Annotated in this window: 12 protein-coding genes and 1 riboswitch; of the genes, 1 reads left to right on the forward strand and 11 read right to left on the reverse strand. The window is 33.9% G+C overall.

All coding sequences use genetic code 11. The features are described from left to right. Positions 1 to 6: 6 nt before the first annotated feature. The 11 genes from DN389_RS25960 to DN389_RS26010 all read right to left on the reverse strand — a co-directional run bounded on the left by DN389_RS25960 (position 7) and on the right by DN389_RS26010 (position 12,775). Positions 7 to 402, reverse strand: coding sequence for a DUF2871 domain-containing protein (locus DN389_RS25960; RefSeq protein WP_000737865.1), 396 nt, complete (start codon positions 400 to 402; stop codon positions 7 to 9). 146 nt (positions 403 to 548) lie between these two features. Beyond that, positions 549 to 944 carry a cytidine deaminase gene (locus DN389_RS25965; protein WP_000358522.1) on the reverse strand — a complete coding sequence of 132 codons (396 nt, stop codon included), beginning with the start codon at positions 942 to 944 and terminating at the stop codon, positions 549 to 551. Positions 945 to 977: 33 nt separating this feature from the next. Further along, positions 978 to 2,279 (reverse strand): pyrimidine-nucleoside phosphorylase, encoded by a 1,302-nt coding sequence (locus DN389_RS25970; RefSeq protein WP_001983022.1) that lies wholly within the window; start codon positions 2,277 to 2,279, stop codon positions 978 to 980. Positions 2,280 to 2,315: 36 nt separating this feature from the next. Next, complete coding sequence (locus DN389_RS25975; protein ID WP_000876170.1) at positions 2,316 to 3,497, reverse strand: NupC/NupG family nucleoside CNT transporter; 1,182 nt, start codon at positions 3,495 to 3,497, stop codon at positions 2,316 to 2,318. A 102-nt stretch (positions 3,498 to 3,599) separates the two neighbouring features. After that, positions 3,600 to 4,271: a deoxyribose-phosphate aldolase gene (gene deoC / locus DN389_RS25980; RefSeq protein WP_060489990.1), complete on the reverse strand. Its 672-nt coding sequence runs from the start codon at positions 4,269 to 4,271 to the stop codon at positions 3,600 to 3,602. A 305-nt stretch (positions 4,272 to 4,576) separates the two neighbouring features. Beyond that, positions 4,577 to 5,524: a sugar-binding transcriptional regulator gene (locus DN389_RS25985; RefSeq protein WP_060489989.1), complete on the reverse strand. Its 948-nt coding sequence runs from the start codon at positions 5,522 to 5,524 to the stop codon at positions 4,577 to 4,579. A 366-nt stretch (positions 5,525 to 5,890) separates the two neighbouring features. Then, on the reverse strand, positions 5,891 to 6,517 hold the full coding sequence (locus DN389_RS25990; RefSeq protein ID WP_000432983.1) for a LysE family translocator: 627 nt from the start codon (positions 6,515 to 6,517) through the stop codon (positions 5,891 to 5,893). Between the two features lie 234 nt (positions 6,518 to 6,751). Further along, positions 6,752 to 7,831: a non-hemolytic enterotoxin NHE subunit C gene (gene nheC, locus DN389_RS25995; RefSeq protein ID WP_098190259.1), complete on the reverse strand. Its 1,080-nt coding sequence runs from the start codon at positions 7,829 to 7,831 to the stop codon at positions 6,752 to 6,754. Between the two features lie 107 nt (positions 7,832 to 7,938). After that, positions 7,939 to 9,147 (reverse strand): non-hemolytic enterotoxin NHE subunit B, encoded by a 1,209-nt coding sequence (gene nheB, locus DN389_RS26000; RefSeq protein WP_000162961.1) that lies wholly within the window; start codon positions 9,145 to 9,147, stop codon positions 7,939 to 7,941. A 37-nt stretch (positions 9,148 to 9,184) separates the two neighbouring features. Next, positions 9,185 to 10,345 carry a non-hemolytic enterotoxin NHE subunit A gene (gene nheA, locus DN389_RS26005; protein ID WP_149237746.1) on the reverse strand — a complete coding sequence of 387 codons (1,161 nt, stop codon included), beginning with the start codon at positions 10,343 to 10,345 and terminating at the stop codon, positions 9,185 to 9,187. Between the two features lie 603 nt (positions 10,346 to 10,948). Further along, positions 10,949 to 12,775, reverse strand: a complete 1,827-nt coding sequence (locus DN389_RS26010; RefSeq protein ID WP_087980186.1) for an APC family permease — start codon at positions 12,773 to 12,775, stop codon at positions 10,949 to 10,951. Positions 12,776 to 12,919: 144 nt separating this feature from the next. Continuing rightward, a riboswitch (cyclic di-AMP (ydaO/yuaA leader) is annotated at positions 12,920 to 13,066 on the reverse strand. 140 nt (positions 13,067 to 13,206) lie between these two features. Here DN389_RS26010 and DN389_RS29000 point away from each other — a divergent pair. Then, positions 13,207 to 13,335: a hypothetical protein gene (locus DN389_RS29000; RefSeq protein ID WP_000031869.1), complete on the forward strand. Its 129-nt coding sequence runs from the start codon at positions 13,207 to 13,209 to the stop codon at positions 13,333 to 13,335. Positions 13,336 to 13,346: the final 11 nt, after the last annotated feature.

Below are 13,346 nucleotides of genomic sequence, written 5' to 3' on the forward strand. Positions count from 1 at the left end.
TCCTATCTATTTAAAAGACTTTTTGAGCAAAATCATAAACCAAACGAGCCCGATACTTATAATAACATGACCTAATCCAGCCATATGGCTTAAACCATTAAAGTCAGTTCCATTTACTTGTAGAAGCCCTCTCCATAGCATTGTAGCGACAGTAAAAATTACTCCTACATTATAAACAACAAACCACGCATGAAAACTCTTTGTTTCATGGACATGAAATACTTTAAATAGAGCCAAAGCGATTAAAAAGAAGACGAAGCCGAGCACTAATACGTGTGTATGCACTAATTGCAACATTGTGGATCCTTTAATTCCTTGTGCTTTCGAATACTCTCTTGCAAATACTCCTGATAATAAACCGATAATTAAGTAAATAAATGCTGCATTATATAATTTCTTCATTTTATTCCTCCTGCTGTAAACTTTCCATATTCGCTGCAATCATTTTACGGAAAGTTTATGAACGGAATATGAACAAAATATTACATTCAACTTTTGAAAATAAAAAAGCCATTCCACAATTAATATTTGCGGAATGACTTTTCAACTTATTTTAAATCTTCTATTGAGAAAGCACCTGGAAGTAATTGCTCAACAGTCACTTCTTTTTCATCACCTTTTACATTCGTTAGTAAAACTGGCATTTTCGGTTCACAGAATTCAGCAATTACTTGTCTACAAGCACCACATGGTGAAATCGGTCCGTCCGTTTCGCCTGTAATAACTAAGTAACTAAAGTCGCGCTCTCCTTCTGATACTGCTTTAAAGATCGCTGTTCTTTCTGCACAGTTACATAAACCGTAAGAAGCATTTTCTATATTACAACCAGTATAGATTTTACCTTCTTTCGTAACTAACGCTGCGCCAACAGGAAATTTCGAATACGGAATATATGCTTTTGCTAACATCTTATTTGCTTCTTCGATATATTTTTTCTTATCCATATTATTTCCCCCTTAAAGTATGTGTAATTATGATTAGTCAGTAATAACTGTATGAACTAATTTAGGAGCCACTGCTGTTTCAGCGATAGAAATGTTCTCATAGATTTTTGCTTTTACATCTTCTACATTTTCACGGTTTGCATAGATTGTTACGAATGGCTCGCCTTCTTTTACTGCATCGCCAACTTTTTTACGTAACATTAATCCTACCGCTAAATCGATTTCATCTTCTTTTGTTGCACGGCCAGCACCAAGTAACATAGCTGCGATACCGATTTCATCTGCAACAATGTTAGAAATAACACCTGAAGTTTTTGCAGGTACATCAATTACATACTTAGCTTGTGGCATTTTTTCTGGATTGTCCACAATTGAGCTATCTCCGCCTTGATTGCTTAAGAACTCTTTAAACTTCTCAGTTGCTTTTCCATTTTTCATAACTTCAATTAGCATTTCACGAGCTTCTTCTAACGTATTTGCTTTTTTCGCAAGTACGACCATTTGACTTCCTAATACAAGTACTAATTCTGTTAAATCTTCTGGACCTTCGCCTTTTAAAGTATCAATCGCTTCCTTCACTTCTAGAGCGTTACCTATCGCAAATCCAAGAGGTTGTGACATGTCTGAAATAACAGCCATCGTTTGACGTCCTACATTATTTCCGATACGTACCATTGCATGTGCTAATTCTTTTGCATCTTCTTCTGTTTTCATAAATGCGCCAGCACCTGTTTTTACATCAAGTACGATTGCGTCAGCACCAGCTGCAATTTTTTTACTCATAATTGAACTTGCGATTAAAGGAATTGAGTTTACTGTTCCTGTTACATCGCGTAATGCATAAATCTTTTTATCTGCAGGTGTTAAGTTTCCTGTTTGTCCAATAACAGCTACTTTGTCACGGTTTACAATATCAATGAACTGCTCTTTCGTAATTTCAACGTGGAATCCTTCTACCGCTTCTAATTTATCAATTGTTCCGCCTGTATGTCCTAATCCACGACCAGACATTTTTGCTACTGGTACATCTAAAGCAGCTACTAATGGTCCTAATACTAATGTTGTCGTATCACCAACACCGCCAGTTGAATGTTTGTCTACTTTAATTCCTTCAATTGCTGATAAGTCAATCGTTTCTCCAGACTCAACCATCGCCATCGTTAAATCTGCACGTTCGCGATCTGTCATATCTTTAAAGAAGATTGCCATTGCAAGTGCACTCACTTGATAATCAGGAATACTTCCGTCTGTATATCCATTAATAAAGAACTTGATTTCTTCAGTCGTTAATTCTTTGCCGTCACGTTTTTTTGCAATAATATCTACCATTCTCATTACAATCACCATTCCTTTTTATATGATATGAATCTATTAAAATAATAAGCCAACGATCGTTGCTGATAAGAAACTTACTAATGTTGCACCGAAAAGTAATTTCAAACCAAATCTTGCGACTACATTCCCTTGCTTTTCATTTAAGCTCTTAACTGCCCCTGCAATAATTCCAATTGAAGAGAAGTTTGCAAATGAAACTAAGAATACAGATATAATCGCTGTCGTTCTATCTGAGAAATTAAAGTTTCCTTGTGCTAAATCTGTCATAGCGACAAATTCATTTGATACTAATTTTGTTGCCATAATATTTCCGGCATTAACTGCTTCATGCCAAGGTACACCCATAATAAATGCAAATGGTGCAAATACATAACCAAGAATTTCTTGGAATGAAATACCGATTACACCTTTAAATACTGCATTAATGAATGCGATTAAAGCAACGAAACCGACTAACATAGCTGCTACTGTAATTGCAACTTTAAATCCATCTATAATGTATTCCCCTAATACTTCAAAGAAAGTCTTTTTCTCTTCTTCTTGTACTTCTAACATATCTTCTTCTTCAGTAACTTCATAAGGGTTAATGATAGAAGCGATAATAAAACCACCGAATAAGTTAAGCACTAAAGCGGTTACAACATATTGTGGTTTTAATAACACCATATACGATCCAACGATAGACATTGAAACGGTAGACATTGCAGATGCACATAATGTATACATTCTTTTCTCTGGCAATAATCCTAGTTGTTTCTTAACTGAAATAAACACTTCAGATTGTCCTAAAATCGCAGAAGCAACAGCGTTATATGATTCTAGTTTCCCCATTCCATTTACTTTACTTAATGCTAGACCGATGGATTTCACAATAATAGGTAATACTTTAATGTGTTGCAAAATACCTATTAAAGCTGAGATAAATACGATTGGCATTAATACACTTAAAAAGAACGAAAACTCTTTTTGATTTACTAATCCACCAAATACGAAATTCACACCGTCAGCTGCATATTTTAATAGCTCTCCAAAACCATCTGCTATTCCGCTAATTAATATATTCCCTACACTTGTATTTAATAATAAAAACCCCAAAATGAATTGTAATATAACCATCGTTATGATTGGGCGATATTTGACTTTCTTTCTATCATTACTAGCAAGCCAAGCGATACCTAAAATCAATACGAGGCCAAAAATACCGATTAAATATTTCATAAGCCGTCCCCTCCCATTCGTATCCGCTTACATTCTTTTCAATTGTTAAAGCAATAGATACACTTTACGTTGTGTATCTATTGCTTTTGACTTCATTAATGATTAGTAGTTATCTGTAGCACCTTTTGTATCATTTAATACGATTGCAACACTAGCACTTGCTCCAACGCGAGAAGCTCCAGCAGCTACCATTTTGTCTGCATCTTCACGTGTACGAACGCCACCAGATGCTTTTACACCAACGTTTGGTCCAACTGTTTTGCGCATTAATGCGATGTCTTCAGCAGTTGCTCCGCCAGTTGAGAATCCAGTTGAAGTTTTTACGAAGTCAGCACCAGCTTTTACTGATAATTCACAAGCGCGTACTTTCTCTTCATCTGTTAATAGGCAAGTTTCAATGATTACTTTTACAAGCGCTTTTCCTTTTGCTGCTTGTACTACTTCATAAATATCTTTTTCAACGAACTCGTTATCGCCATCTTTTAAAGCGCCTACGTTGATTACCATGTCAACTTCAGTTGCACCTTTTGCGATAGCATCTTTTGTTTCGAAAGCTTTTGTTTCAGTAGTGCTTGCTCCTAATGGGAAACCGATTACAGTACAAACATCTACATCATGTCCAGCTAATTCTTCAGCAGCTAGCTTCACCCATGTAGGATTAATACAAACAGAAGCGAATTTATATTCCTTTGCTTCTTCGATTACTTTCATAACATCTTCTTTTGTAGTATTAGCTTTTAAAATTGTATGGTCAATTAACTTTGCAATATTCATTATCTTCACTCCTCATATCTTTTAACAACTTCATTCTAACTCTTAGTTGAACAAATGTAAATATACTTTTGAAATTTTGTTCATTTTTTCAAAAGGAATTTTCTTGTAGTAAATAAAGCGCATTCTAACTAAGAAACAATTCATATTTAAAATCAAAACTTTTATATTAACAATGGTAGTATGTATCTCAATATCCATAATTATTTTTAAAAAGGCAATTTGTATTCAAAAAACAATCCCATAATTCATACATAACAAAATAAAAGGCTTTCTCAAAATTAACATCTTGAGAAAGCCTTTTATTTCTAACCTTTTTGATAATGTAACAGTTCTTTTGCTGTATGCTGATCGATAATTAATACATTTGCATACCCACCACGTAACGCACCATCAATTGCTTTTATTTTTCTATTACCACCAGCAACTAAAATAGAGCGTTTCTTTAATTTCAGTTCTTCTAACTCAATCCCAATTGTACGCTGATTAATTTCTTCACTACTAATATTTCCGTCTCCATCAAAGAAACGTGAACAAATGTCACCGACCGATTGTTTTTTGAGTAAATTCGTTTCATCCTTATCAAAATAACCTAATCGGAATAATAGTGCTTCGTCTCGCACTGTTCCTACAGTAAAAATTGCAACATTCGCTTGTTTCCCCATTTCGATAATGTGATGGATATGTCGATCCTGCTCTACTAATTCTTTTGTCACTGCATTATCAAATATAACTGGAAGCGGTAGATTTCTTGGCGTCGTTTGAAAAGCATCTGCAAATAAAGCAATCGTTTCATTCGCATATGTATTTACACTCGAATGACTAATACCACCTTTTAACTGAACAACTTCTACACCTTTTACATGTTGTGGTACAATTTTTCTAGCGATTTCATACATCGTCATTCCCCAGCTTACACCAACGATATCACCGTTTTTAACCGTCTTTTCCATATACTCTGCTGCATATTTACTAATATACTCTGTAATCGATGCATATTCTGGCACTGGTGAAAATACGACATGTGCCTCTAGCAAATTGTATTTTTCTTTCAGTAAATTCCCAACGTTATCTAAATCAGCAAATGGATCGGCTATGCTAATTTGAACAAATCCTTTTTCTTTCGCGTACTTTAATAATCTAGAGATAGTCGGCCTTGAAATATTTAATTTATTAGCAATTTCCTGCTGACTATAATCTGACTGATAATATAATCTTGCAACTTCAACGCTTAATTGTTGTTTATCTTTATCCATAGTAACTCGTTACATATCCTTTCCTGTATTTCCTTTTCGTTACAAGCATTATACAGCTTTATGCAAAAAAATTCGACTACCGAATTTTATCTAACTGAACTTCTACTACACTTAGTATTTAAAATGAAACTTTAATCAATGGTTTTTTATCCATCCCCTACTGGTTATCAGCCCGCCCCCATAATGTAAGATTTTTTCTTATAAAGCAAACCGGTCAGGTTATTGAGGAAGTCATTTTTAAAGTTCCAATTAGATATGTGTATAAAATCAGTATGAGGGTGTGAAATCAATTGTAAAATAGTAGTTTTGGAATAAGTAAATAAAAGAAATAATCAATAGTGATTATTTCTTTTTTCATATACATATTTATTTTTGAAAAAACAACCTAACTCCAAATACTAATAATACCGCGCCTGTAATACCCTCTATTGTACGGTTCACTCTTTCTTTTCTTAAAAAAGTTCTTAATTGACGTATTAGCGTGATATAAAGCAAATACCATATTGCTGTCAAAGTCGTAAATGTGAGTCCTAACAAAAGAAATTGGAAGAAATGACTTTGATTGCTCACAATAAATTGGGGTAAAAAACTTAGGAAAAATACAGCAGTTTTTGGGTTTAAAATTGCCGTAGTAAATCCTTGTCTAAAGCTTTTAATTGCTCCAATATCTTTAGAGTCCATTTCTACTGAACCTGACATATCTTCTTTTTTATGTAAGGCACTTTTAATTGACTTTACAGCTAAGTAAATTAAATAAAAAGCCCCAGCATATTTTATAAATGTAAATAACATAGCAAATTTCATTAGGATGGCAGAGAGTCCTAGCGTAGCCATTATTGTATGAATCATCATTCCAGATATCGTTCCTAAAACAGTCTTTATCCCACCATTTTTACCATGCGAGATAGTGTTTTTTGTAACTAGTGCAAAACCAGGACCAGGCATTATTATGATTAGCATTGCTGTAAGGATAAATAATAGATAATTTTCCATGTTCTAGTATTTCCTTTCCAATTTTTAGTTTTGCTTACAGTATAACTGTTTTCATTAAAACATTAAATATAAAAAGCTTGATCAGAAGTACATCTAGGTTGTTAGTATCGATTTGATTAAACATTACCCCAAAGCTACATTAATAAAAAAACACAGCCAATTTATATATTAAATAACAAGTCCACCTCTCACAAAAAACAGGATAAAAAATAAACAGCGGAACTAGTCCACTGTTTACTTCGCCACGCCTTCATGTAATTTTTCTGTATAATCTTTTACATCTTTCCAGCTATCTTTCGCTGTATGTAAATCTTCTTTTATAAACGTAAATTCTTCAGGGCTGATTCCTTTTACGTTTTGCAGTAAATTATTATATTTTGCCCCTACTGTATACCATTGATTTGATATATTTTGCAGTGCTGTAATTGCTGCATCAATTGTTTCAGTCATATTTGTTGTTTTATTTTTTACATCTGTCAATATTGCCACTTCTGCTTGTGCGCCAGAAATTCTATCTTTTAAATTGGAGATTTCTCTTTCTGCATTTGCGATATCTTTTTTCGCAATCGCAATCATCGGTCCGCCAGCAAGACATGTTATTAGTGCTACGCAAAGTACGCCACCAGCAATGACCATATCATTACTCTTTTTGATTGAATCGTTATATGTATTTATTTGTTGCTCTAGAGCTGGAATGCCAGCATTCGTACTTGCTAAAATTGCTGTTAATTGATTTGTATCCTCTTTAAAACTATTTGTGTCTTTCCCCATTCTATCGCGAAAAGCTTTCAAATCCCCTAATAATACATCTACCTCATTTTGATTTTTTACAATATCCGCATACAACTTTTCTAAATCCGCTTTTAATTTTCCACTATCCTTTTGTTCAATCGCTACTAGCATGCTATTATAATACGCTTGAAAAGTATTATTGTAATTAATAATATTTTGATCTGTTTTCATAATTTGAGGCTTCATATAATTTAACCAATACGCTGCGTTAATTTTTGCATCTCTTTGGTGCTGAATCATATTTCCTTTAAACTCACTATTAATGGAACTTATTTTACTCAAATCAGTCTCTTGCTGATTTTGAATTAATTTTGCATATGAATCCATTGCAAATATGCTCGATGTCGTTTGCGCCATAACATCTTGGAATCCAGCTGGCCCTAACGAATAATTTTCCGCACTTTCTTGCAATGTTTTTACGTTTTGTTCTGCTGCAAAAGGATGTAAAGGAAATGCGTTACTCGTTGCCACTCCAGCAATCATTAACGTTAAAAGACATTTTTTATAAAATCGTTTCTGCATACTTTTCACCTATTTTCTTTATAAGGGTATAAAAAGCTCCTGCTCACAACTGAACAGGAGCTTCAAATCATTCATCAATACTTAACGCTCTAACGATTCGTATCCGATTATGCTTTTTTCGTATCTACTACTTTAATATCTTCAGCATAAATCTTTTCTGCATAGTCTTTAATATTTTTCCAGCTATCTTTCGCAATGTTTAAATCTTCTTTAATGAAAACAAGGTCGTTTGGACTAATTGAATCTACATTTTGAAGTAAAGAATTGTATTTTGATCCCATTGTGTACCATTGGTTTGAAATGTTTTGCAACGCTGTAATTGCAGTATCAATTGTATTTGTTAAATACTCCGTTTGTGTTTTAATGTTCGTTAACCCAGCTACTTCTAATTGAGCAGTTGTAACTTGTCCTGTTATTTTTTGAATTTCAGCTTGTGCATTATCAAGTTCTTTCTTCGCTAATACGATTCCAGCTGTACCACCGCCTACAGCTGCTGCACCACCTGCAATTAATGCGACTCCTAACGGCGTTCCTGCACCTGTAGCGATAACTACTGCACCACCGATAATTGCAATTGGGCCTAGTGCTGTCGCAACAGATGAGCCGATAATTATTGCATTATATTTACTAATTGCTTCATTGTACGTTGTAATTTGATTTTGCAGAAGCGGAATTCCAGCATCTTGACTAGCTAATATAGATGTAATTTGATTTGCATCACCCTTGAAGTTTTGCGTATCGGACGTCATTTTGTTTCGGAATTTCTTCAAGTCTTCTACTAACTGATCTACTTGCGCTTTATTTTCATTAATACTACTTGATAATCTAGTTAAACCTTTCGTAAGAGTCGCTTTATCTTTTGCATCTACCGCAGCAACTAACGTATCATAATAGTTTTGGAATTTCGTATTGTAATTAATAATATTTTGATTCGTTGAAATAAGCTGTGGTTTTAATACATCTAACCATTGCTTCGCATTTCCTCTAGCTGTATCCTGGTGCTGAATTACTTTCCCTTTTAAAGCCGCATCAACAGACGATACATTACCAAAGTTAACATTACCTTGTTTAATAATTGTTAAAGCGTACAGATCCATTACTAAAGCGTTTGAACCTGTTCTTTCCATTGCATCTTTTAGGCCTTCTGGTCCTAATGAGTATTCTTCATAGTCATTATAAGCTTTTGCTACCGCATGAATTGGAGCTTGTTTCACTGTACTTTCAGCTGCATACGTATGAGCTGGCATAATGTTTCCTGCTGCAAATACTGCCATAAGTGCTGATAGAGCCATTACTTTATAAGGTTTTTTTGTCATTTTTCTTCTCTCCCTATATCGCTAATTATTTTTCTGCTTAATGTACTTCAACGTTTGTAACGTAATCTTCAAATTGATTCGTTTGTTTATTCATTTCATCACTTACTTTTTTAATTTGATTGAAATGTTTTTGCAGTAAACTACTATCTGTATATGTGCCTTCTTCAACATTCTTTTGAATTTGGATCATATTATTGTTTAGAACTTTCCAATCCGTTAATAACGTTTCTAAAGTTGTAATTTGACGATCGATTAGTTCTGTAAAGCTACTTACTTGATCTTCAACGAATGTAATTTGTGTCGCCTCTGCTTCAGTTTGTGATAACTTTTGAATAAGTGGTAATAACTCTTTTTGCTTTTGCTGAATGCGAAGAGCTGCTTCCCTCGTTTGACTATCAGCAGCATTTACAATTTCATTACTTAAAGTACCGATAGAAACAAAATCAATTGTTTTCGTTTGCGCAGTTTGATTTGTAATTGTAAATACTTGTTTACCGATATTAATAGAACCTTTAATAATTTCTTGAGGTCTATTCAAAATAGTCGTTAATTCCGCTTGAATTTCCCCTTGAATTCTTTTAATATCTTCTCTTAATTTCACAATATCTCCACTTGATCCTTGCAGTGTTTTTATTGCTTCATCAGCTTTAATTGATAAGTTGCTACTATCTTTGTCTAATACCGTTTTAAATCGATTTAACTCTAATAAATCTCGCTCCATACTCTCTTGGATACTTTGTACTTGCAATTGTAATTTTCCATATGCATTTGTAAAATCTGCTTTTGCTTGTTCATCTTCATTTACGTTTCCTGCTAGTTCATAGAGCTTACTATAATAACTATTAAATCTAGTACTATATCTCATCATCTCTTGATTTAAGTCGATTAGCTTCGGATTATATTCATCGATCCACTCTCTTACATTTGCCTTTGCAAACTTTTGATGATTCGTCAAACTACTCATCGCATTCACCTTAATGTCTGGCTGCTGTAAAATAACTAATCCGTATGCTTGTATAAGTGGTGACTGTGACCCTAACATTCTAATTGAATTGGATAATGTATTTGGAGCAATTACATTTTGTGCATATACTGTTTTCACTTCTGTTTTCCCCTCTTTAGCGTAAGCGCTTACAGGAACAAAACAACTCGTAGATACTGCTGTAACCAATAACCCTGTAATTAAAGTCTTTTTCACTTTAACTCCTCCTATGTATTAGCAACTATTACTATCGCATTTTATTATTCTGTTTTCTTGCATATAGTTTGAGATGGTTAAAATAGAGAACGTTCTCATCATGACTCACGTATGAACCATCTCTCCCAACTTTTATTGCTACAGTACTTACTTATTGTTATAAAACATTTCATAACTTTTCATATGTGGTTAGTATGAATAAGGTTGTATAATTTTTCTATCTCAACACCATTCCCACATTTGTACAGTGAATATATTACACGGAAATACTATTCATTTTAAAATAATTTTCGTACAGAATTATGAAATTTCGTTTTGTTTTCATGTAAGTTTTGTACTGTAAGGTCATTTAAACACAGCTATTTATATAACGTAAAGAAGTATTTTCATTCCCTTTATTTTCAAGCTTTCCTGTCCTTATTTCAAAATATAATCCGCTTCACTTTTTCAATTGAAATATCCATATATCACAACAAAAACCTCTACTTATTCATAGATACAAAAATTATATCGATATATCTTTTAGACCCATATGCAATTATGCATAGTGTATACACAAAAAGGATAGCTTCACTTTCGTAAAGCTACCCTTAAAAAATCTTCTTACTTTTTCAAATGATATGGAACTGTCGTAATAACAACATTTCTTTTATAGAGTAAATACGCACGAATGAGTAAACTAGACTGATTATGAAGAATGTTATGCCAACCTTTTTTCGGAATGAACTGTGGTATAACTACAGTAACTCGGTAATTTGACTCACTCGCTTTATATTGTACGGTATCAATAAACTTTGTTAGTGGCTGAATAATACTTCTATAATGAGAATGTAACGTAACAAGCCTTACTTCAGGTTGCCACTTCTTCCATTTCTCTTCAAATTTCTTTTCCTCTTCTCTGTCAAAAGCAACATATACAGCAATAACTTGATCTGCCGAAAGAGCCTTCGCATAGTTCAATGAATTTTCTACTACATGCGTCATACCAGCTACAGGAACAACAATTACATTTCCCTCAATTGGAACAAGTGGCTCACAAGTTTTTAAACTTAATTGATCACCCACTGCATCGTAATGCTTCTTAATTCTATGGAACAAGAAGATGATGGCAGGTAAGAAAATAAGGATTGACCAAACTTGTGCGAACTTAGTTAAAAAGAACATACTCATTACAATAAAACTAATGACTGCACCAATTAAATTGACCGTTAATCTCAAAGCCCATCCTTCAGGTTTTTCACGAAGCCATTTTAATACCATCCCCGTTTGAGAGAGTGTAAACGGAATAAATACACCTACTGCATATAACGGAATTAAATGTTCTGTTTGCCCTTGGAAAGCTACAATTAAAATAATCGAAGCAATTCCAAGTATAATAATACCGTTTGAGTAACCTAGGCGGTCTCCTCTAATCGTAAACATTCTCGGTATGAATTTGTCTTTTGCAAGGTTAACTGCTAAAAGCGGGAATGCAGAATACCCTGTGTTAGCAGCAAGAATTAATATTAAAGCAGTTGTACCCTGTATAAAATAGTACATGAAATTACGCCCAAAAGTTTGTTCAGCAATTTGTGAAACAACTGTTACTTCTTTACTTGGAGTAATTCCGTAATAATAAGCTAAGAAAACAATTCCTGAAAATAAAACTGCAAGTAATGCACCCATTGCGAGCAATGTTTTCGCTGCATTGTTAGGTGCAGGATCCTTAAAGTTTGGAATTGCGTTAGATATTGCCTCAACACCCGTTAAAGCAGAGCTTCCTGAAGCAAATGCTCGTAACAGTAAAAACAAACTAATTCCTGCAACTGGTGTTCCAATCGGTGAATGTAATGTCGGTGAAACTTGACCAGTTATAATATTATAAATACCTACACCAATTAATATAAATAGTGCTAAAACGAATAAATAAACAGGATATGCTAAAACGGAAGCTGATTCCGTTACCCCTCTTAAATTTAAAATAGTAATCAATATAACAAATATAATCGCAATGATTACATTATGTGCATGTAAACTAGGGAAAGCTGATGTAAGCGCATCTGTACCTGCTGATACACTTACTGCAACAGTTAAAATATAATCAACTAATAAAGATCCTCCAGCTATTAACCCTGGATTCATCCCTAAATTTTCTTTTGATACTACGTATGCGCCCCCGCCGTGCGGATAAGCAAAAATAATTTGTCGATAAGATAAAATAAGGGCTGTCAATAATACTAATACCCCAACAGCGATAGGAATAGAATACCAATAAGCTACTGCTCCTAGGCCTGCTAGTGCGATTAATATTTGCTCTGGTCCGTATGCGACCGATGACAATGCGTCAGAAGATAAAATGGCTAGCGCCTTCGTTTTATTAAGCTTTTGCTCTCCTAACTCAGTTGATTTTAACGGCCTTCCAATTAAAAACCTTTTGATTGATGAAACCACTGCTGTCCACTCTCCAATAATTTTGTACGAACGATGCTGCTTGTTACAGCCAGCAAACTATTTCTTCAGAAAACAAAAAATGTCTACAAGCCATAGCGAAATAGACTTGTAGACATTATTTTTTTTGTCGCACAAGCTCCACCTTCCTTCTCAATATAACGCTTACGAGGTTAGCTGTCGGATTCGGGCCTATGAGTAGCCCTACCTTTTTCAAGGATTCACCCCATCGGATTAAGAACTAATCCGTAAGAACGGGTCCCCCGTACCATGCGGTTTCAGCGATTTAGAAAATTGAAACTGTGGATTATAATACTCCTTTATTTTCAAAATGTAAACAAAAATTTTGAAAAAGAAAAAATTTAAAATGATTGCGCATAATCCGCCGGTAAATATACATAATGAATACTAAAAAATCGATAAAGGAGACTCATATGTCTAAAGAAAAGAAGCCTATTTTTTCCGATTCCTATTTAGATGCATTAGCAAATGAAATTAATCAATTATACGGTAAACGTGAACAGGAAATAAATTTGACAGATAGAACGAAAAGAAATAAATAATTTGTCGTAAA

It is taken from the genome of Bacillus sp. AY3-1 (genome assembly GCF_008368785.1).
Classification (GTDB): Bacteria; Bacillota; Bacilli; order Bacillales; family Bacillaceae_G; genus Bacillus_A; species Bacillus_A wiedmannii.